The organism is Niallia sp. FSL W8-0635 (assembly GCF_038007965.1).
Taxonomy (GTDB): Bacteria; Bacillota; Bacilli; order Bacillales; family Cytobacillaceae; genus Niallia.
In genome coordinates, this window is sequence record NZ_JBBOYD010000001.1 from 768,220 (window position 1) to 790,772 (window position 22,553).

Sequence of the window (22,553 nt, forward strand, 5' to 3'; positions counted from 1 at the left end):
AGTTTTTTCTAATAAAAAGTGCGGAATTCCTTAGGGGTATATCCTGTTTCTTTTTTAAAGGTGGCTACAAAATGACTTGTATCATTGAATCCGGTTAGAAATGTAATGTCTTTTATTTTCAAATCGCGATTTGTGACTAAAATTTCTTTTGCCTTTTTGATGCGATAAGCAAGGACATATTGATAGACAGAGACACCGATAAATCGTCTAAAAAGTTTATTTAAATATTGTGGTGAAATAAAGAGACTTTTCGCTAAATCAGCGATGGCGCATTTTTCTCTGTAATTGGATTGGATCCATTGAATACTTGGCGATATATATTGATGATATAAATCATTTGTTTGAAAGGTTCGGTGTAACCCATGATCTCTAATGTTTAATAAGAAGGTATACACATCAATGTATGAGTAAAATGTTTGTGGGAGAATAAATATCCTTTTTGTCTAGTTGGGGGACGCGTCCTCCAACTAGACAAAAAGGCCACCAAGCGAGAGCGCGGTAGCTGGAAAAAATTAAGCATTAAAAAAGAGAGCATCCTTTTGTAAAGTAGAATTTGGCGAAAACTACGAAAAGGAGAGGCTCTCATGAATCAATGTAACACAAAAATGCCATCATTAAAAGAATTGGAAAAAACTTTATTTCGAACACTACAAATGACGTTTCAAGAAATCCTTATTCAAACGTTAGAAAATTGGGATCAAGAGATTGCCAAGCAACGAGACAAAAGAAGATTTGCTTTACGTGATAAACGAGAAATACGATTAGATACAGCGTTTGGAGCTGTGGAGCTGAAGCGTAATTATTATTTTGATCGTGTAACCAAAAAATATATTTGTCTATTAGATCACTATTTACAGTTTCAGGGGAATAAGGGATTTAGTCCGCTACTAGAAGAATGGGGGTTAGAACTAGCGACGAATGGCTCCTCCTATCGAAAGGCGGTGGAAACGTTCGAACAATTTTTAGGCTATTCGGCGATGAGCCACGAAGCATTACGGCAACATCTTCTTCAAACAAGCGTACTTCCCGCTAAGGAAAAACGCCCTTTTCAAAAGGTATTGTTTGTAGAAGTAGATGGATTATATGTGAAGAGTCAAGAAAAGAAAAAGCGTGGATGGGAGTTGAAATTCGCCGCTGTACACGAGGGATGGAAAGAAAACGGAAAGCGAATCAGGCTCCGAAATAAAAGGCATTTTCTTTATGAAGGAAAAGAACCCTTTTGGGAAGCCTTTGAAACGTTCTTACAGAATAATTATGCGTATGATCCTACCCAAACCTTGCTTATTATTAATGGTGATGGAGCAGGCTGGATAACGGCATGTCGGGAGTATTTTCGGGAACGCGCCTTTTTCACCATGGACCGTTTTCATGTCGCTCGTTCGATGAAGCAACTAATGAAGAGCCATCCTCGATACCGCTACATGAAAAGAGCGTTAAGAAACTACCAGGTAGAAACATTACTTCTAGAGTTGAATAGCGCAGTAGGAACAATGGATACACCAGAAGAAGAAGAAAAACTAGAGCATTTCCTTGCCTTTTTAACGCATCATCAGGAAACCATAAAAGATTACCGTAGTTGGTTACAGGAAAAAGGTGTGGACACGACAGCGTATCGTCCAATGGGAAGTGCAGAGGCGATGATGAATCAATTAGCCAAACGATTAAAGAATGGAAGAGCATGGAGCAAAAAAGGGGTCATGAGCATGGCGCGCTTGTGGATTGGATTGAAGGATGACCTATCCATCCAAACGATATATGGGAAATGGGAAAAAGCCACGGAAAAATCAAAGAAAGAGCATCGAGCGAAAAGAGAAATACCCACAAAATTAGTAACAGAAACCGTGCGTCAGAACATGCCATACTTAAATCAAGCGATTGGAAAACCCGTTCACTTTGCCTTACAGGGATTAAAAGGTTTTTAAAAAAGAAAAAAACGAAATTTTGATGAAAGAAAACATTTAGAAAACGGATACAAAATTAGAAGTTTTACTTTATAAAAGGGGAGCTATAAAACACTCCCACAAAAACTTGACTCAATCCACATCAATAGACAGCTTTTGATGGATGGAATTTTTGTTTTCGTTTTTTATATGGGACAACATTCTTTTCGTCCACTCACTATAGGAAAAATCAGGACAGTCATTTGCAAGATAAAAGGAATCTGTACCAAGTATTTTGGCTATGCTTGGAGCGAATGTACCGTTAATAGTCAAAAAATTTGTCTTCCATCCTTTAGCGGATATAGCTTCATAATAATGGGAAACAAATGGGGCTATTAGAATCCCTTCAGAAGGCTTTAACCGAATTTTCTGCTGTTCAATAGTAACTTCTCCTAACCCTTCCTCTGTTTGTAGCTAATGATAATAGGGATAGCCTTCTTCTCTTATAACCATTTCCTGTTCCCATTTATAGCCAATACTTTCAATCGAAAAAGGATTGAAATCATCCAATAAATTAAAATGAACCTCCATTTATGTATCCCCTTACAATAGTTTCGTATTTTTATATAAACTAGTTACTCTTATTATACTTTTTCTCCGTTGTCCTATCTATAATGAATGTATGAAAATGACGACGGAGGGATGGAAATGGAGAAGAAATTCTTTAATCGTATATTATATGGTGGAGATTATAATCCGAATCAATGGCCTAAGGATATTTGGGAAGAGGATATGCGCATCTTTAAAAAAGCAGGCATTAATTCGGCAACGATTAATGTTTTTTCTTGGGCGAAAATTCAGCCCTCGGAAGAAGAGTATTATTTTGAAGAGCTAGACGAAATCATCGAAATGCTAAGTAAGGACAAGTATGAAATTATTCTTGCTACATCTACAGCTTCTTTGCCGGCATGGATGGTGAAAAAATATCCTGAAGTGGCACGAACCGATTATGAAGGCAGACATCATAAGTTTGGACAAAGACATAATGCCTGTCCAAACAGTCTTGTTTATCAGAAGTTTGCAAGCAAATTGGCAGGAAAGCTAGCAGAAAGATATGGAAGTAATCCCCATATAACTTGTTGGCATATTAATAATGAATACGGTGGCGAGTGCTATTGCGAAAACTGTGAGAAGGCATTTCGTGTATGGCTAAAAAATCGCTATAAGACGATTGAAGCATTAAATCAAGCATGGAACTTAGAATTCTGGGGTCATACCATTTATGAATGGGATGAAGTAGTATTACCCAATGCACTAAGTGAAGGAATTGGCAGAGATAAAACTGCCTTTGCAGGAATATCCATCGATTATCGTCGTTTCAACTCGGATAGTATGCTGGAAAATTACAAGATGGAACGAGATGCGATTCGTAAATATGATTCTGTTACGCCAATCACTACAAATTTAATGGGGACTTATAAAAATTTAGATTACTTTAAATGGGCAAAAGAGATGGACCTTGTTTCATGGGACAATTATCCAAGCTATAATACGCCATTAAGCTATACAGCGATGTGCCATGATTTAATGCGAGGTCTTAAAGATGGTCAACCATTTATGTTAATGGAACAAACACCAAGTCAACAAAACTGGCAGCCTTATAATTCTTTAAAACGACCAGGGAAAATGCGTGCCCAAAGCTACCAAACACTTGCACATGGAGCGGATACCATTCAATTTTTCCAATTACGCCGCTCAGTAGGGGCATGTGAAAAATTTCATGGTGCTGTCATCGAGCATGTTGGACATGAAAATACACGAGTATTCCGAGAAGTGATGGAGCTAGGGAAAGAACTGGAGCAATTTGAAGAGATTATAGGTTCAACAATAAATAGTAAAGTAGGAATTATCTTTGACTGGGAAAATTATTGGGCGCTAGAGTATACGAGTGGACCTAATAAAGATTTAACCTATGTAGACCAGATTCATCAGTACTATCAATATTTTTACAATAAAAATATTCCAGTTGATATGATATCGGTGGATAGTGACCTTTCTAAATATGATGTGGTTGTGGCACCAGTTCTCTATATGATGAAAGCAGGCCTAGCAGAGCGGATTACTGCATTTGTTGAAACTGGAGGGCAGTTTGTTACTACTTTTATGAGCGGGATCGTTAATGAATCAGATAATGTATATCTTGGAGGATACCCAGGACCATTGCGCGAAATAGCAGGAATATGGGTAGAAGAAATTGATGCATTAGCTCCAGAGCAAAAGAATGGCGTCGAATTTAATGATGGAAATGCCTATACCTGTCAGCTGCTATGTGACATTATTCATCTAGAAGGTGCAGAGACCATTGCCACCTATAAAGAAGATTTTTACGGGGATACCCCAGCGATTACGAAAAATTCCTATGGAAAAGGGAATGTCTGGTATGTTGGTACCCAAGTAGAACAAGATGGTATTGCCCATTTGTTCAATCAAGTGATAGCAGAAACAAATGTGAAGCCGGTGTGTTCTAACGGAGAAGGACTTGAAATTACGAAAAGAGAGACAACGGATGCTTCTTTTTATTTTGTCATTAATCAAAAAACAAAGAAGCATTTATTACCAGAAGAGCTAGTTGGAAAGCGTAATCTTTTAACAGGAGAAGTAGTGAAAGAAGCAGTGGAGCTAGGGCAATTTGATGTGCTTTTATTGAAATAGAGGTTTGGGGATTTTGAGGCTGCACCGATTAAAGTTCGGTGTGGCTTTTTGGTGTGTGGTGGGAATTATGATGGGAGATGGAGAAGTGGTTTTCATCAATCAGATGAAAACCACAATTCAAGAGGGAAGCAAGAAAAATGGTGTACATCAATCAGACGAACACCACAATCCAAGAAAAAAAGCAGAAAACTTGTTCTCCAAGGGAATGAAAGCCAAGATATCGAGTGGAAAAATGTCCATGATAAACAATACACCTTTTCTCAAAAACCCAAAGCTTTCATCTAACTCCCAATCCATTACACTGGATTACTATAATAAGTAATAAAATTTATATCTTGATTATAATTCCCAAAGCCTTTTCCAAATAACGTAACGCCACCAAGATTTTCTGCATCTTCTTTAATTTCTACCTTTAAATCCCACATTCCACGTTGTTCGTCACGAAACTCGTCAATTGTAGTATCGGATAATTTTTTTCCATCAGCATAAACACCGTGCTTGGTGATGCGAATAGTAAGCAAGATGCCGTATTGATTGGTTTCATTTGGCCACCAATCAGGGGTGAAGCGACCTCTGGTGTCAGAGAAGTCTCCTGGGCTGGTCCAGGTGCATAGTTCTTTTCCATTTAAGGAAAACGTAATGTCAGATGGCCAAACATTATTGGAATATGGAAACTCAGAGGATGCTTCTAATACGATATCAATCATCTCAAGCTTATCAGTTTCTTTTAAAATGGATGGAATGCGATATTCGATAAATCCCTTTGTAAACCAAAGGATAGCTGCTTGATTTTTTTGCGGATCCATAAAGTATTTTGAATCATCGTATTCGCCAATGGGATTTGTGGTAGTAGCAAGTCCACACGTCGGATAAACATCAAAATTAAAATAATGTCCAACAGGAATTTCTTGTTTATAGCTTTCATAAGCAGAGTAGATTTTTTGCGGAAATTGGATTTCAATTCGATCTACTTTTAAGATAGCGACTTTTTGCAGACCAGATTTACCAGGGATTGTTTCGGTTTTCACTAAACCTGCATCGCTCATCTTTGTAATATGTCTACTGACTATCGCGCTACTTATATTCAATTCTTTTGCTAATTCTCCAATATTCATTTTTTTCTTGGATAATAATTTAATAATGTTTATGCGAGTAGGACTGGATAGAACCTCGTACACAGGGATAGAATTTTCCGATATATCTAATTGCATGAGTGATCCCCCCCCTTTTATTACTATTATATACTACATGAATAAATTAATGGCAAAATAATTTATTTTATATAACTTATTAGTTAATTAAAATAAATAATATTATAAAAATAGTATACTATTAAGTTATTGACAACGGTTTCAAATCGTAATATATTTTAGTCATAAGTTTATCTTTGAAGTATGTAACTGGCAATGGATAATGAGTTAGACGTAAAGGAGGAAATGGTACATAGAGCCTATTATCTATTCACGTTTTTCCAAAAATGAATAATGGAGGAATCATAACATGCAAGTGAATTTATTATTAGATAAACAAGGACCGACAATTAGTAAATATATTTATGGGCAATTTGCTGAACATCTAGGACGGTGTATTTATGAAGGGGTTTGGGTTGGAAAAGACTCCGATATTCCAAATGTAAATGGAATTCGAAAAGATGTGGTTGCAGCATTAAAAAATATCCAAGTACCTGTTGTTCGTTGGCCAGGTGGTTGTTTTGCGGATGAATATCATTGGAAAGATGGAATTGGGCCAGTGGAGAATAGAAGTACAATCGTTAATACACATTGGGGTGGAGTAACGGAAAATAACCACTTTGGCACACATGAGTTTCTTGAATTGATTCGTCAATTAGAGTGTGAAGCATATGTAAATGGAAATGTGGGGAGCGGAAATGTACAAGAAATGCAGGAATGGGTTGAATATATGACCATGAACGGAGAATCGCCAATGGCAAATCTTCGCAGAGAAAATGGTCAAGAAGAAGCATGGAAAGTAGAATTCTTTGGCGTGGGTAATGAAAATTGGGGCTGTGGTGGAAATATGCGTCCTGAATATTATGCAGACTTATACCGTAGATATCAGACATATGTACGTAAGTATGGAGAGCATAATATTTATAAAATTGCCTGTGGTCCTAATGTAGATGACTATAATTGGACGGAAGTATTAATGAAAAATGCGGCAAGATTTATGGATGGACTTAGCTTACATCATTATTCTATTCCAACGAGAGTATGGCAGGATAAAGGAAATGCTTTAAACTTCCCAGAAGAACAGTGGTATTCCGTTTTAGAACATGCACAGTATATGGACGAGTTAATTACAAAGCATAGTACAATCATGGATAAATATGATCCGGAAAAACGAGTTGGTTTAATCGTAGATGAGTGGGGTTCTTGGTACAATGTAGAGCCTGGAACAAACCCTGGCTTTCTATATCAACAAAACACGATTCGTGATGCAATGCTTGCTGCTATTACATTAAATATTTTCCATAAGCATGCAGACAGAGTTCATATGGCGAATATTGCGCAAATGGTGAATGTACTGCAGTCAATGATATTAACAGAAGGGGAAAAAATGATCAAAACCCCTACTTATCATGTTTTCGATTTGTATAAACATCATCAGGATGCAGAACTAGTTGATTCTTATGGAGATGAAAGTAATCATGTAACATATACAGCTTCTAAGAAGGACGGAAAATTAACGGTCTCCCTATGTAACTATGACTTAACAGAAACGAGAGAAATTACACTTTCTAGAAAAGAAGGGGAATTTGTAGTAGTAGAAGCAGAATATATTACAGCAAATACTATGGATGCCCATAATACATTTGAACAACCAGATGTTGTAGCAAAAAAAGAGTTTACTAGTTATATAATGGAGAAGGATACATTAAAGGTTACTTTAGCACCTATGAGTGTTGCGAGCATCGTAACAAAGGTGAACTAAGATGGCATGTGTAGGCTGCGAGATAAAGGAACAAGTTAGTCGACTAGATGTTGATGCACTTGTACGAGAACAGCTTTCCTTCGAAATAGATTTAGCCGAAGAGGAAGTAAGAGATCAGCGGTTGAACATATGTGACCAATGTGAGCACCTAAATCAGCATACATGTGGAAAATGCGGCTGCTTTGTCCGCTTCCGTGCTAGCTTAGAGAAAAAAAGCTGTCCGGATAGAAAGTGGTAGCTAGGCTCATTATACAACCTTGATTGACGATTGAAAAAAGAACGGAATAAATACTTAGGGAAGGTTAGCGGTAATGGCTGCCTTCCTTTTTTTGAGCACCTTTTAAGACAACTCTTTTTCATTGCTCGAAAAAAATTTCATAATCCGAAATTTTTTTGTAAATCATAGTGAATATTTTCATTATTTGTAATACAATAACTCTTTGTGGGGAGGAGAAAGAATGAACTTATTAAGAACTACTTTACAGCATTTTAAACCATATTGGCGTAAGTTATTGATTGCTTTATTTTTCTCATTAATTGGTGGTGCCTTTACGATTTTACCTCCAATTCTGGTAGGGAAATTGGTGGATGAAGTAATCGGGGACAAAGCAATAGCATTTATTTTATGGATTGTATTCGGAATATTATCAGCATTTTTAGGAAAGGCGTTATTTGAATCTTTACAAGAATTTGTTCAGGTGAAAATTGGATTTGATGTGATTACAGATATGCAAATTCGCGCGTTTAAAAGACTTCACAGAACGCCGATGTCCTTTTTCTCAAAGACACCTCGTGGGGATATGCTTTATCGACTAACACATGATGTAGAATCGATACAAAACTTGAATAATACGGTTGTACCAAGAATTTTGCAACAAGTAATTAGTGCAATAGCAGCATTTATCACGGTATTTGCGATATACTGGCCAGCTGCGATTGTGATGTTCATTGTATTTGCCATTTATATTCTTCCATCCTTTAAGTTAGGGAAAACGATGCGGAAAATGAGTGCGGTACAAAGAGATATGAGTGCTGACATGTATCAGCATTTGCAGGAAAGTATCGAGAGTGTTCGTTTAGTAAGAACCTATCAAACACAAAAAGAGGAAATTGCTACACAGGAAAAGAAACTGAGCAATTGGAAAAATTACTCTATTCGAGCGGCATTAATTGGGAAAGTCAATTGGCGTCTAGGGAACTTATTTAATATTGCTACTCCTGGTGTTGTGATGCTGATTGGTGGATTAGCCATTTGGCAAGGGAATATTACTGTAGGTACGCTCGTTTCTTGTTTAAACTTTATTCCAATCATGTTCCAGCCTGTTCGTTCCTTAGCGGAAAATGCCTTAACGATTCAACAGGCAATTCCAGCATTGCAAAGAATATACGAATACTTTGATCTGCCGGAAGAGCATGAACAAAATCTTCCGAATTTTGGTGCAGTTCAAGGGGGTTTAGCTTTAGATAATATTTGGTTTTCCTATCCAGGAAGTGATAAGCAAGTTTTAAAAGGTGTATCTGTTTCAGTAGAAACCGGAAAGCATATTGGCATCGTTGGCACGAGTGGTGGTGGAAAAAGTACGCTTATTCAAATTTTACTAGGGCTATATGAACCAGAGAAAGGCTCAGTGACTATTGATGGAAAAAATTTATTTGCCTATAACCGCAATAGTTTTCGCAGGCAGGTTGGAGTAGTCTCACAGGAAACCTTCCTATTAAATAGTACGCTTCGCAATAATCTTCTTTATGGAAAGCCTGATGCAACGATGGAAGAGCTGGAGCAGGCTGTTGAAGCAGCAGGTTTAAAGGAGCTAATCGAGTCCTTGGAGGATAAGTATGAAACGGTTGTGGGGGAACGTGGCTTGAAGCTTTCTGGGGGACAAAGACAAAGGGTTGCCCTTGCGAGAGCCATTTTGCGTCAGCCACCAGTGTTAATTTTTGACGAAGCTACATCTTCCTTAGATGGAGAAACGGAAGAAAAGGTTCAAGACTCATTAGAGCAATTAATTCCAGGAAGAACGACAATTACCATTGCCCATCGATTGATTACAGTCAGAAAGGCAGATACGATTCTGATGCTTGATCAGGGAATAGTTGCCGAACAAGGCACACATGATGAGTTGCTTGCCTTAAAAGGGCAGTATTATCAATTATATCGAGCACAATATAGCGAGCTAGAGAAGGAGATGATTGGATGAGTAAGCAGAATATCTCCAAACAAAAGAAAATCGGCGATGGCAAACGCGTTATTCAATTTTTAATGCCTTATAAAAAATGGGTCATTGGGGATTCGATTGTTATTGCTATTAGCCAGGTTTTTTCAGCATTAATACCGACTTTAGCACTGAGCTGGCTGATCGATACGATTCTTCCAAGTGAGAATAACACCTGGCTATGGGGATTAATGTGGCTTTTGGTATTATCTGCTGTATTAGATTTAGGGATGATGATTATTGATGAGTATTTTTGCCATATTACTGCGAAGTCTGTGACAAATAGACAAAAGCTACGATTATTTGGGCATTTGCAAGTGCTGCCTTTTTCGTTTTATCAAAATAATTCATCAGGAGAATTATTAGCACGAACTTCTGATGATCCAGATACCCTTCATAATTTTTTAGCATGGGAAGGGTCAACCTTTATGGCAAGTGCACAAGGGGTAGTGATTTATAGTATTGTATTGCTGTTCATCCATCCTTATTTAATGATTACAAGTGTTGTTCTTGGAATTCTATTTTACTGGGCATCCAACTATGTAGGGGCTAGAACACGAGCTGCATCAGCGGACGCTAGGGCAGAAGCTTCCAGATATTTAGAGAGATTAAGAGAATCTGTAACAGGTATTCATCTATCACGTGTAATGGGAGTTTCCGACAGTGAAGTAGAAAGTGTTGTTTCCATCAGAGATTCTTTTGTAAAACATTCTTTACGAGAATTAAAGGCAAGAATGCAATCGGTAGTTGTGATTGCAAGCTATAATGGATTTGCATTAGGACTTGTTTATTTTATCAGTACTCTCCTTATCTGGAATGCTGATTTAACTAGTGGTCAAATGTTAACAGCAGGTGGATTAGTAACGATTGCGGCAAATGAAATGCAGCGTCTCCTTCGCAATTGGCTTTCAGTCAGACGAACAGGGCCTGCTTTGGATCGTTCGGATATCTTGCTTTCTCAACCTGTATCAGAAGCAGAAACGAAGCATGGGGTTAGGGGAGAAAGAGCAAGTGGCGATGTGCGCTTGAAAGACGTGTCTTTCGTTTATCCAGATAAAGAAGAGAGTGTATTAAAGGGAGTTTCTTTTGATATAAAGGCAGGAGAAAAAATAGCCTTAGTTGGTCCGAGTGGTTCTGGAAAATCTACCATTATTGATCTGCTCTTTCGATTATATGACACAACAAAGGGTTCCATTGAAGTAGATGGTCGAGAGATTCGAGAATGGGATACAGACTGGCTGCGCTCGCAAATGGCAATTGTTACACAGGATGTACAAATGCGAAGTGGCACGTTGGCAGATAATTTACGAATTGGAAAATCAGATGCTACAGAGAGAGAATTGTATGACGTTCTTCGTGCGAGCGGTTTAGGTGAATTACTCGATACCCTTCCAGATGGACTGAACACAAAGGTCGGAGAAAGAGGAAGCTTACTATCTGGTGGGCAGAAACAGCGTCTATCTTTAGCACGAGCAATTTTGAAAGACGCGCCAATCCTAGTATTGGATGAAGCAAGCTCAGCGCTAGATCCTATTACAGAGGCAAAAATTAATGAAGCAGTTTTAAAAACAACAAAGAAACAAACGATTTTCATTATTTCCCACCGACTATCAACAGTACTATCCGCTGATCGGATTATCGTATTAGATAGAGGCGTAATAGTCGAAGAAGGTACACATAACGAGCTGTTAAAAAATAATAACGGCGTATATTCGCGATTATTCAAACGGGAAGCAGATATTGGAGAGGCGACTGTTAATCAGAAAGATGCACAGCTTATTTAAATAAGGCGAAGAACAGTAATTACATTTTGGGATTACTGTTTCTTTTCGTATGTTTTGATTTTTTGGAGAAAGCAAGTTAGAGATGTTTTAAGAACGAAAAAAGAGGGTTTCTCAGTGCCCGTTTTATCAAAAGAGGAAGGAAAAAGGTAATAGAGAAGGCCGCTCTGAGCCCGTTTTGTCAAAAGAGGAAGGCAAAAGGTAACAGAGAAGGCCGCTCTAAACCCGAGTTGGCATCAGAGCTAGGCAAAAGGTAACAGACTCTTCCCGACAGCGCCCGCTTTCTATTTTTCAAGAAAGTAAAAAGTGCTATAGTTATCATATCGTCAAAATATTCTGAGAGAGTAGGGGGAATACCATGAAAAATACATTAAGAGAATCCTATAACAAAACCGCCTATAAATTAGGCAATCATGGCAAAAGAAATGTACAAGTATTAAAAGAAGCCTTGCAGGAAGTAGACGGAAATGTAGAAAGTGATATGTATGGACAAGGACAAATAATAGAAGACTTTCAGCAAAAAATGGCCAATCTTTTCGGAAAGGAAGCAGCAGCTTTTTTCCAAGTGGAACGATGGCACAGCAAATCGCGCTCCGGATATGGTGTGACGTAAAGGATTTAGGGAAGGTTGCCTATCATCCATTAAGTCATTTAGAAATTCATGAACAAGATGGATTAAAGAAGCTTCATAAAATAGAAACCATCTTGTTGGCTGATGAAACGAGAGTAATAGAATTAGAGGATATTAGGCAAATGGAGAACGGGATTGCCTGCGTGCTGTTAGAATTGCCGCAGCGTGAAATTGGTGGCCAATTACCAAGCTTTGAGACATTAGAGGAAATTTCTCGTTATTGTAAAGAGCATGGAATTAAGCTCCATCTCGATGGGGCTAGATTATTGGAAGTACTACCTTATTATCAAAAAACAGCAGCCGAAGTATGTGCACTATTTGATAGTGTTTATATGTCTTTTTATAAAGGAATCGGCGGAGTTGCCGGGGCAATCTTAGCTGGGAGTGAGGAATTTACAAGCCAAGCAAAGGTTTGGAAACGAAGATATGGCGGTGATTTAATCAGTTTATATCCATATATTTTATCTGCCGATTATTATTACGAGAAACGAGCTCATAAAATGGCTGAATACTATGAATCTGCCAAAGAGCTAGCGGCGTTTTTTAATGGATGTGAAGGGATTCGAACACTTCCAATTGTGCCAGTTTCTAATATGTTCCATGTTCATTTTGATTTGGAAAAAGAAGAGGTAGAGGCTGTTTTAACAGATATTCAAGAAGGAATGGGAATTGGAATAAGTGGCTATGTAAAAGAAATCGATGAAAATACTTGTTCTTTTGAAACTAGCTTAGGTGATGCCTATCAAGAAATTCCGGTAGAAGTGGTTCGAAAAATGTTTGGTTTACTTGCAGAAAAAATAAGGGAAAGAAGGAGCGGGGAATAATGGAAATTATCCAGCAATGGGTTCAAGAGGATAGTGATTATATTCGAAAAAAGCTGGTCGCTTATAATATGGAGCAGTTGCCAGATAAATTAAAAAGTCCCTATGAAAATATTAGTTTTGTTGTAAAAGATGATAATGGCACAATTATGGCTGGCGTAACTGGTCATATGTTTTGGCATCATATGCATGTTGATTTCTTATGGGTGGACGAAAGTGTAAGAAAAGCAGGATACGGCAGCAAGCTCTTAGCGAAGATAGAACAAGCTGCAAAAGAAAATGCATGCACATTTATCTATTTAGATACCTTTAGCTTTCAAGCACCAGCCTTTTACGAAAAGCATGGCTACGAAGTATTTGGGACTCTAGATCATTTTCCAGAAAGGGTTAAACAATACTTTTTGAAGAAAAAATTAGTGGAATAGAAATAGAATGAAAACTTTGATGGGTGGAGAGAAGGGAAGAAGAGGATTGGCTGATAAATCGAAATTTTGGCTGATATCTGTGTTGGATTGGCTGATAAATCGAAATTTTGGCTGATATCTGTGTTGGATTGGCTGATAAATCGAAATTTTGGCTGATATCTGCCTTGATTTGGCTGATAAAGAAAAAAATTCCCTACTATTAGATTAAGAAAGCCTTATTTTCCTTTCAATAGATCCTTTTCTGGAAAAAATAGGGTTGATTAGCAATCGATATATCCATATAATTTGAATAGTAAGAATTTTTAGTTGGTGGTAACGGGAAAAGAAAGGAGATCTATGAGAAAATTTGCGAAATTAATCATCTATTATTTACTTGGCACGATTGCAATACTTGCTTTAAGTGTTTTTCCAAAATACTTTCAAATGAGAGATTTTCCAGAGGGAGAGGGATATTTTTCAACCCTTCTGTCTTTTTTATCACAGGAATTTTTTCAGAAAGATGGATGGGTATATTCCTTAAACGGTGTAGATGAAAAGCCGATATTGGATGTGCTCTGGCCGGCTTTTGTTTATTCGATGGAAATTCTGTTTGGGGCTTTATTGCTAGGATGCGCTGTTGCTTTTATTTTATCACTCGTATCTTTTTTTCTACCGAAATTTCTGTTGCAACCAATAAAGAGAATCCTAGACTTAATTGAATCGATTCCAGACATTATTATTGCAACACTTCTACAAGCGCTAGTCATCTTTATTTTTGTACATACTGGTGTAGAAATATTTGAAGTGGCCAGTTATTCAGATAAGGCATATTTAGGCCCGATTATTACCCTTGCTATTCTTCCTGCTGTTTCATTATTTAAAATTCTTATCCTGATGATGGAAGAAGAATTTTTGAAGATGTATGTAACCTTTGCAAGAAGTAAAGGGATTCATAACTTTCCGATTTTGCTGAAGCACATACTTCGAAATATTATTCCAGTCTCGTTCCATCATTTAAAAATAATTATATGGGGCTTGCTATCTAGTCAATTTATTATCGAACGGCTCTTTAATGTACATGGATTTACTTATTTTCTCGTAGAAAGCTTTACGCCAATGACAATTGCTGTGTCCTTGCTGCTTATATTTACGCCATTTTTTATTATTTTTCAACTAGTTGATATCGTGTTGAAAGAGGAGAAAGAACCAGCACGTGATTTGAAAAAAGAATCGAGGAAAGAGAAGCTAACCTTCACACACTTTGCCTCCTCCTTTAAGGTATTTCTTCTTAATATAAAGGATGGATTCCAACAATTTAGCTGGCGAAGATTTTCCTTAATTCGTCCAGTTATGTGGGTAGGAAAGATGTTAGGCAGCCATATGAAAAACTGGAAATTTGCTGTTGGGAGCTTGTTTTTTATCGTGGTAATTGGGTATAGCATTCTTTACTCTGTTACAACTAATAATCATGTTGATCAAATGAATTTATTATATGCTGAAGATGGAGCGACCCTAATTGCTGCTCCGCCTTTTGCGCCAACAGAACCTTTTTTCTTTGGGTCTGACAAAATGGGGTATAGCCTTTTTGATCAAATTGTTATTGGGGCAAAATATACCTTGCTTTTTGCCCTGCTTATTGCATTTTTACGAGTAATTGGTGGATTACTGTTTGCGGTTGTTTATTCTTTTCATGTCAAACCTAAAGTGCAGCAATGGTTGGCAAAGACTGTAGATTCGATTCATTTTATGCCATTAAGCTTGATTGCCTATATTTTGCTAAGACCGATCCTGTTACCTGGCTTTGACGGATTCAGCTATTCCTTTTGGGAAAGGGTCTTTTTAGAAACGATGATTTTAACTTTACTAGTTGTACCATTAACGACCGTATTATTAGGAAAAGAGATTAATCGCGTGCTAGATTATGAATTTATTGCAAGTGCTAAGGTGATGGGCGGTGGGAAATTTCAAATCTTTACTCGGCATATTCTTCCACATTTAGGACCAAGACTTACCATTCTATTTGGACAGCAATTTATCCATGTTTTGTTAATCTTTATGCACTTAGGTATGTTTGATTACTTCTTTGGTGGAACAAAATTATCAATGGATGCTATGTTTGCAGATCCTCCTCGATCGATTACCTATGAATGGTCTGGGTTAATAGGACAAGTTGGCAGACTAGCTCTCGGATCCGGAAGATACTGGTATTTGTATTTACTCGTTCCATTTATTCTTGCAATTTTTGCGATGCAACTGATTGTACAAGGTGTAAAAGAGGTGCAACAAGTAAAAGTAGGAGTAATTTTTAAGCATCCAAATCCAAATATGTATAAGAAAAAACAAAAACTAGAAAAAAAGGAAGTAGCCCCATCCATAACAAAAGAAAGTTTTACACAGATAGGGAGAGATTCGAATGGAAATCAGGCAATTACACCGCCATGATGCCGAAGCATATTTTGCACTAAGATTAGAAGCGCTGAAAACAAATCCAGAAGCATTTGGGTCTAGCTATGAGGAAGAAAAAGACTATCCGATTAGTCGAACAGAGAATAGGTTAGCTGATTCATCTTCATATGTATTTGGAGCATTTGTTGAAAATCAACTAATCGGTGTCTTGACCTTAATGAAGGATACGAAACAAAAAATGAGCCATCGCGGCCATTTATATGCAGCCTATGTTACTCCTTTAAACAGAGGAAAAGGCGCTGGGAAACAGTTAGTACAAATAGCAATTAATAAAGCACAGGAGTTACGAGAGATAGAGCAGCTATATTTAGAAGTAGTTGCTGATAATATACCAGCCAAAAAGTTATATGAATCCTTGGGGTTTGAAACCTATGGCATTGATCGAAAGGCATTAAAAGTTAGTGGGAAATATTATGATGAAGCATTAATGGTTCTCTATTTATAGTAGATTTTAGGCTGTGGTTAAACTTTTACTAGTAGAAGTTTGGCCACAGTTTTTATTTTTTCCTAGATAAACTATTCGAATATTATAATAAAAAATTATTTAAATATAAACAATTGAGGAAAAAGTCCGATATATTATTTGTAAATGAAATTGAATTATTCAGTAAATTACTTTAATATGGTACATACGAAGTAATAAATCACCTTGTTTTTTAGTGAATCTAATTCTATTTTACTAGTTTAAAAGAAAGAATGATTTAGAAAATAGAGGAAGACAAACAAAGAATATTCGTTATAAAAGAAAGGAGGAGAAAAATAGGAAAACTAAAAATTGCTATTTCGGAATATTCTTAAATTTATTCCAATGGATAGAAAGGACGACATATCTTAAGTAGTGGGGGTCTTAAATCATCAAGGGGGAGAACTTGTGATGGCAAAAATAAAGTTTAGAAAAATAAAAATAGCTGGTCCAAAGAAAGAGAAAAAACCAAAGCAATCTAGTAAGCTAATGAATGGGAATTTTAAATTTTTTGGAAAGTTAAAATTAAATAATAGTCAGTTACATAAGTTAAATAATGTATCAATCGGGTGGAAATATGGAATTACGTTACTGCTTGTTTTTGCACTTTTAATCATTACTACTATTCTAGTAACGACACGTTTAGTTCATATTAATGGCAATATTGAACAATTAAATAAAACAGATGAAAGAGCACTAATTATTACAGAAATGGGTTCGATTACTCGTGAAAAAAGTATTAGCATTTTAAATTATCTCGACTATCAAAATCCTACATATGTGGATGATTATCAAGTGAGTATTACTAAATTTAATGAATATGAAGAAGCGATAAAGAAAGATATTCGAAATGAGGAAGAGCAAGCTTTATTTGATGAAATTGTCGAACGCGATAAGAAAATGAATGAATTATTTATTGATCAAATTATACCTGCGATACAAGCAAATGACAGATCCGCTATTAATTCCTTAAGCTTAACAAATACAACACTTCGTAATAGAACGATTACTGCTTTAAGTAAAATGCAAGAATTGGTACAAGTTAGTCGTACAAAAGCAGCAAGTGATGCGGTTGATAGTGCAGCTATCGCGACAAAAACCTTAGTTATTGCAATGATTACTGCTCTAATTATCGGTACAGTATTAATCATCATTATCAGTCGAATCATTACTCGTAATTTAAAGAAAGTTGTTCAAGTTAGTGATACAGTTGCCAATGGGGATTTAACTGCTGAGAACATTAATTATGAAGGCAAGGATGAGATTGGTAAATTAGCTCAGTCCATGAATAAAATGAGCAATAATCTCCGTATGGTTATTCAAAAGATATCAGAAGTATCGATTACCGTTAACAAGCAAAGTGAGAATTTATCCCAATCTACAAATGAAGTGACTGCTGGAAGTCAGCAAGTAGCAACAACCATGCAGGAATTATCTTCCGGAGCAGAGAATCAAGCAAATACGGCAAGTGATTTAGCAGCATCAATGGAATCCTTTTCTGGCACGATTGGCGACGCCTATACGCAAGGGGAGTTAATATATCAATCCTCTAATAAAGTGTTAGGGATGACGAATGACGGTAGTCGATTAATGGAGTCTTCTATAGAACAAATGAATGTGATTAATAAAATTATGAAAGAGGCTGTAGAAAAAGTACATGGCTTGGATACACAGTCTCAGGAAATATCGAAATTAGTTTCTGTTATCAAAGGAATTGCTGATCAAACAAATTTACTTGCCTTAAATGCAGCAATTGAAGCAGCACGAGCTGGAGAGCATGGGAGAGGATTTGCAGTAGTCGCAGATGAAGTAAGAAAGCTTGCCGAACAAGTTGCATTCTCTGTCACAGATATTACAAATATCGTAGGAAGTATTCAAAAAGAATCAAGTGTTGTAACAGATTCCCTACAAGGTGGATATGAAGAAGTAATGAAAGGTACAGAACAGATTAAAACAACGGGTGCAACCTTTAATGGCATTAAAGATGCCGTAAATGACATGGCGAATAGCATTGGGGTTGTTTCAGAAAATCTTGCATCCATTTTAGAAACAAGTAAAGAGATGAATCGCTCGATTGAAGATATTGCAGCAATTTCCGAAGAGGCAGCTGCAGGTATCGAACAAACTTCTGCTTCCGTTCAGCAAACAAGTAGTTCGATGCAGGAGCTGGCCGATAGTTCACATGAATTATCCAATTTAGCAGTGGAGTTAAATGGATTAGTGAAGGAATTTAAAATCAAATAACGATGGAAAGTTGAGAAACGAGACAAGGTTTCTCAACTTTTTTTCATAGTTAAGGAGTATAAGTTTTTAAAGTTAATTCAGTGTCTAGATCCGGGTATCCAGAGGCCGATAAGCTTCCCGCCCTATCCCTATGATAAGTCAACCTCGGTTCACTGACGTTCACCGTGGTCCTATATCTCTGGATAAGTCGCTCAGCCCCACACGCAGCTATACGGGTGCCCTTAGCATTTCTTATTTTTTCGAAAAATGAAAATTTCGGGTATAAAAATAAATAGTAATATGCTATGATGGAGGAAATAAATCTCATTGGCTTAGTAGTTGATTGCTGATGTCTTAGGAGAGCGATACTAAATGGAAATTTGGAAGCGGAATTTACTTGTTTTGTGGATAGGAGTTTTCTTTACCTCCGCGTCATTTAACATGGTAATTCCCTTTTTGCCAATTTTTCTTCTAGAATTAAATGTTCACGAAAACACAGAGATTTGGTCAGGTGTATTGTTTAGTGCAGCGTTTTTTGCAGGAGCCTTTGCTTCACCATTTTGGGGAAGGCTTGCAGACAAATATGGAAGAAAACCGATGATTATTCGAGCTGGATTTGTGCTTTTTGTGGTTTATACTTTAGCAGCTTTTGTTACGAACCCTTATCAATTATTAGTACTTCGAATACTGCAAGGATTGTTATCTGGTTTTATTCCTGGGGCGATTGCCTTAATTGGAACGAATACACCTTCTGATAAAACAGGCTATGCTTTATCGATGATTTCTACAGCTTCTGCATCGGGAGGAATAATGGGACCATTAATTGGAGGAGTGATTGCCCAATTAGTTGGAAACCGCCTTTCCTTTGCGAGTGCAGGTCTTCTTGTTTTCATTGCTACCCTTTTAATTATCTTCTGGGTAAAAGAGGATAACTTCTCGCCAAGTAAAGAAAAGGGATCTGTTAGAAATGACTTGCGCATAGCCTTTTCGAATAGGCCACTTATGTTAGTACTCCTTTTAACGGTGGTCACCTCCTGCTCTATTATGACCATTGAGCCAATTCTTCCACTCTATATTTTGGAGGTTGGTGGTTCGATGGATAAAGCCTCCTTATTGGCTGGGATTATCTTTTCACTTCCTGGGATTGCAAGTGTTATCATGGCACCATATTGGGGGAAGTGGGCAGACAAGGTTGGCTTTAACCGCATCTTATTTATTGGATTATTAGGTGGGGCACTTGGTACCTTTTCACAGATTATTTTCAGTAATATTTGGGGATTCTCGATTACTCGTTTTATATTTGGTCTCTTTTTCTGCGCTGTTTTTCCAGCTTTAAATGGGTTAGTTGTAAAAACGACGGCAGAAAATTTTCGTGGGAGAGCCTTCAGTCTAAACCAAACAGCAACGCAGCTCGGCGGAATGTTTGGACCGATGATCGGAGGTTTCATTGGAGGCATTTTCCCTGCTCAGTCCGTTTTTATTGTAACAGGTATGTTGCTATTGGTAGCAACAGGAATTGCCTATAAAAAAGGAAATGTGTTTAGAACGACCATTAAGCAAAAGGTAAAAATCGTGACCCACGGAAAATAAAAGATAGAGACTTCAAATGCTGTGCTAGCATGATAGGAAGTCTCTTTTTTTGTCGCAAAAATTTCGTCAGTCCGCTTACATATTTCTATTAGAGCAAGAAAGAATAAAGGGTGGAGGTGACAACCATGGCAAAAAATAAAAATAAAAATGCGAAACAAGCAGTACAAGATGATACATCTCGTCAATATGATCACGAATTTGCTAATGAACCATTAACAGCAGCAGAGAAATTAAATAATAAAAAAACGAAAAAGAGACAATAAATATCTAAACTAGCATGTTCTCTTGAAGGGGACTAAACAAGTAAATCGCACACTTACTCACATTGTTTGAGTAGGTGTTTTTTTGTTGATATTAAGCTATTTATAGCGATATTCATTCCCAATTTAGCATGAAATGAACTTTTCGATATTTTTCTGCAATTATGAATCTGTTTCTTTTTTAACAAAGGCTATGTTGTTGTTCATTATAGATATTCGGATAGGTATGAAAATTCATAGGCGGAGAATTTTCGACTAATCTGTAAAAAGGGAGGATAGAAGCAGATATAGGAGGAGATATTCCGCATAACTGCTTAAAATAAGACAAAATCCAAAGTTTTGGATACGATAAGCGGAAAAACCTCTCTTATTTTTATAGAAATATGCGTGTTTTTGATAATAAGCGGAATTTTTCCGTTTACTTTTCGAGAGCACTAAAGTCAGCATGAAAACGCTGTAATTTATTATAAAAAATGAATTTTTTTTGCTAAGATTTCATTGGCCCCGAGAAGAAAACCCGTTCCTTCCATACAGGGATACTTTTTTCTACTTTAATGAGAGCTGAGATTGATTCCTCCTTACAGCAGGAAAATATAAGGGGGAAATAGAAGGTAAGTATGGTTAATTTCTTTTAGAAAAGAGTGGGGGAGGCTGGAATATTTAAAAAGATGCGGCAGCATCCAAAAAGGGACAGTATGGAATGCTAGCAGATGATGCATGTAATGCGATTAATGATGTAGTGAGATAAAATAATGCTAAAGGGGAAAGAAAAATGGACGCGCGGATTAAAGAACTAGTAGACTTTGCAAAAAATCAATGGGGACTAACAGAATATTATTTAGGAAGGCATCGTTTATTTAGAAGGCTAATGTTGGATGGGGAGACGTTAAATATTTTAAATATGGAATGGTTCCCTAATATTTATGCCGATTGGACAGATGAGGAGGAGAATCCTGAAGGGACTGCTTCTATCGATATAAACATCCATACGAAGGAGTTCCAATCTGTTATTTTTGTGCAGGGGCTGACCTATGCGGAAAAGGGAGTTGTTTTTGCAAATAAAGATATAAAAGAGGTTAAGGAGTGGCTCACTGCTTTCACGGGGTTATATATGGAGAAAGATTTTGTTTGCAAGCAAACAGACGAAAGGGAGTATTATTTTGAGGAACAGTGGAATGGTGTTCCGTTATCCCCATCCTGTTCGATAAATGTAGGGTTTAATGAAAATGGAGAGTTAACTTTTTATGCGAAAAACGTAAGTGTGACGACGTATAAGAGAGAGTTGGAAGAAGAATATACTTTATTGCTAGCTGATATAGAAGATATAGCGAGAGAACAGGTTGTTTTAGCTAAATTTCCTGAAGATGATGGTATGATAATGGTATATGGAGTGGAAGAAACGTACATAAGAAATGATCGCAAAGGAAGCATCCTATTTATACAGGAGCAGGTTGGTTTTCGAAAGAACATCAATAAAGAAATTGACTGGCAGGAACCAATGAAGGATAGCTTTGAAAGAAAGTTCTTGCATTGGGATGATGAAGTGAGTGTGGGAGATGCTTATTTAAAAGGGACGCATCCAGATTCCTTGCCAATCATGGATGAAGATGCAGAAAAATGTATCCAAGAAGTAACAGATTTTTTGCGAATGAAGTATCCGAATGATTCGGGTAAATGGATGCTTAAATATTTATATAGAGAAAATTTTAAGTTGATTGCACATCTTGAAGAGAGTATCCCTAAAAGTCTGTTTGCAGGAAGAATCCTTATTTTTCATGATAAAGACGGAAAGATAGTGAATTATATGGATAGAAAGGAACTTTGGGATGAAATTCTCGACGCAAAAATCAATGAAGAGAAGGAGATAAAAGTAACCGAGGAAGAGGCTTATCAAAAACTGAAACCATATTTTACCCTGACTCCATATTATGTGTATGATTCAGAAGATAACAGATGGGTACTATGCGGAAAACTAGACTGTGATTACTTTGTAGATGTGGAAAGTGGAGAAACCAGTAAGCTAGAGAATTCCTTTTTTATTAATTAATATGTTAATACGTTGTTGTTAAAATAAATGGAATTAGAATATCTTGGACTCCAATCATAAGCATCGCAAAGAACAAACACCAAAGATTTTAAACAGAAGGAGGAAGAAGA

Annotated in this window: 16 protein-coding genes and 2 pseudogenes; 15 read left to right on the forward strand and 3 right to left on the reverse strand. The window is 36.9% G+C overall.

Translation table 11 applies throughout. From position 1 onward, the window contains the following. Window positions 1-8 precede the first annotated feature (8 nt). Window positions 9-395, reverse strand: coding sequence for a helix-turn-helix transcriptional regulator (locus tag NYE52_RS03785; RefSeq protein ID WP_341191847.1), 387 nt, complete (start codon window positions 393-395; stop codon window positions 9-11). Window positions 396-584: 189 nt separating this feature from the next. On the opposite strand from NYE52_RS03785, the gene NYE52_RS03790 reads away from it, so the two are divergent. Continuing rightward, window positions 585-1,922 carry an ISLre2 family transposase gene (locus NYE52_RS03790; protein ID WP_341191848.1) on the forward strand — a complete coding sequence of 446 codons (1,338 nt, stop codon included), beginning with the start codon at window positions 585-587 and terminating at the stop codon, window positions 1,920-1,922. A gap of 111 nt (window positions 1,923-2,033) precedes the next feature. Here NYE52_RS03790 and NYE52_RS03795 read toward each other — a convergent pair. Next, window positions 2,034-2,339 (reverse strand): annotated as a pseudogene (locus NYE52_RS03795) (AraC family ligand binding domain-containing protein); the annotation flags it as partial. A 249-nt stretch (window positions 2,340-2,588) separates the two neighbouring features. On the opposite strand from NYE52_RS03795, the gene NYE52_RS03800 reads away from it, so the two are divergent. Continuing rightward, on the forward strand, window positions 2,589-4,592 hold the full coding sequence (locus tag NYE52_RS03800) for a beta-galactosidase (protein WP_341191849.1): 2,004 nt from the start codon (window positions 2,589-2,591) through the stop codon (window positions 4,590-4,592). A 67-nt stretch (window positions 4,593-4,659) separates the two neighbouring features. Next, the gene (locus NYE52_RS03805; RefSeq protein ID WP_341191850.1) at window positions 4,660-4,914 is read left to right on the forward strand and encodes a hypothetical protein; all 255 of its coding nucleotides are present in this window, start codon (window positions 4,660-4,662) and stop codon (window positions 4,912-4,914) included. Here NYE52_RS03805 and NYE52_RS03810 read toward each other — a convergent pair. Then, window positions 4,889-5,803 carry an ArsR/SmtB family transcription factor gene (locus tag NYE52_RS03810; protein ID WP_341191851.1) on the reverse strand — a complete coding sequence of 305 codons (915 nt, stop codon included), beginning with the start codon at window positions 5,801-5,803 and terminating at the stop codon, window positions 4,889-4,891. The two genes, NYE52_RS03805 and NYE52_RS03810, sit on opposite strands and share 26 nt — an antisense overlap. Window positions 5,804-6,092: 289 nt before the next feature. Between NYE52_RS03810 and NYE52_RS03815 the strand changes: the two genes are divergently transcribed. The 12 genes and pseudogenes from NYE52_RS03815 to NYE52_RS03870 all read left to right on the forward strand — a co-directional run bounded on the left by NYE52_RS03815 (window position 6,093) and on the right by NYE52_RS03870 (window position 22,443). Continuing rightward, window positions 6,093-7,544: an alpha-N-arabinofuranosidase gene (locus tag NYE52_RS03815; RefSeq protein WP_341191852.1), complete on the forward strand. Its 1,452-nt coding sequence runs from the start codon at window positions 6,093-6,095 to the stop codon at window positions 7,542-7,544. 1 nt (window position 7,545) lies between these two features. Next, window positions 7,546-7,782, forward strand: coding sequence for a DUF6171 family protein (locus NYE52_RS03820; RefSeq protein WP_341191853.1), 237 nt, complete (start codon window positions 7,546-7,548; stop codon window positions 7,780-7,782). Between the two features lie 220 nt (window positions 7,783-8,002). Further along, window positions 8,003-9,742 carry an ABC transporter ATP-binding protein gene (locus tag NYE52_RS03825; protein WP_341191854.1) on the forward strand — a complete coding sequence of 580 codons (1,740 nt, stop codon included), beginning with the start codon at window positions 8,003-8,005 and terminating at the stop codon, window positions 9,740-9,742. Next, window positions 9,739-11,541, forward strand: a complete 1,803-nt coding sequence (locus NYE52_RS03830) for an ABC transporter ATP-binding protein (protein ID WP_341191855.1) — start codon at window positions 9,739-9,741, stop codon at window positions 11,539-11,541. The genes NYE52_RS03825 and NYE52_RS03830 overlap by 4 nt, the downstream gene beginning before the upstream one ends. 355 nt (window positions 11,542-11,896) lie before the next feature. Beyond that, window positions 11,897-12,993: pseudogene (locus NYE52_RS03835) on the forward strand (threonine aldolase family protein). Continuing rightward, window positions 12,993-13,415 (forward strand): GNAT family N-acetyltransferase, encoded by a 423-nt coding sequence (locus NYE52_RS03840; RefSeq protein WP_341191856.1) that lies wholly within the window; start codon window positions 12,993-12,995, stop codon window positions 13,413-13,415. The pseudogene NYE52_RS03835 and the gene NYE52_RS03840 overlap by 1 nt, the downstream one beginning before the upstream one ends. Window positions 13,416-13,751: 336 nt before the next feature. Next, entirely contained in the window at window positions 13,752-15,836 is a 2,085-nt protein-coding gene (locus NYE52_RS03845) for an ABC transporter permease subunit (protein WP_341191857.1), read from the forward strand. Beyond that, on the forward strand, window positions 15,808-16,305 hold the full coding sequence (locus NYE52_RS03850) for a GNAT family N-acetyltransferase (RefSeq protein ID WP_341191858.1): 498 nt from the start codon (window positions 15,808-15,810) through the stop codon (window positions 16,303-16,305). Before NYE52_RS03845 ends, NYE52_RS03850 begins: the two co-directional genes overlap by 29 nt. Window positions 16,306-16,734: 429 nt before the next feature. Then, complete coding sequence (locus tag NYE52_RS03855; RefSeq protein WP_341191859.1) at window positions 16,735-18,567, forward strand: methyl-accepting chemotaxis protein; 1,833 nt, start codon at window positions 16,735-16,737, stop codon at window positions 18,565-18,567. A 351-nt stretch (window positions 18,568-18,918) separates the two neighbouring features. Then, window positions 18,919-20,136, forward strand: coding sequence for an MFS transporter (locus tag NYE52_RS03860; protein ID WP_341191860.1), 1,218 nt, complete (start codon window positions 18,919-18,921; stop codon window positions 20,134-20,136). Window positions 20,137-20,261: 125 nt separating this feature from the next. Beyond that, the gene (gene sspO / locus NYE52_RS03865) at window positions 20,262-20,399 is read left to right on the forward strand and encodes a small acid-soluble spore protein O (RefSeq protein ID WP_235250719.1); all 138 of its coding nucleotides are present in this window, start codon (window positions 20,262-20,264) and stop codon (window positions 20,397-20,399) included. A gap of 769 nt (window positions 20,400-21,168) precedes the next feature. Further along, window positions 21,169-22,443: a hypothetical protein gene (locus NYE52_RS03870; RefSeq protein ID WP_341191861.1), complete on the forward strand. Its 1,275-nt coding sequence runs from the start codon at window positions 21,169-21,171 to the stop codon at window positions 22,441-22,443. The last annotated feature ends 110 nt before the right edge of the window (window positions 22,444-22,553 follow it).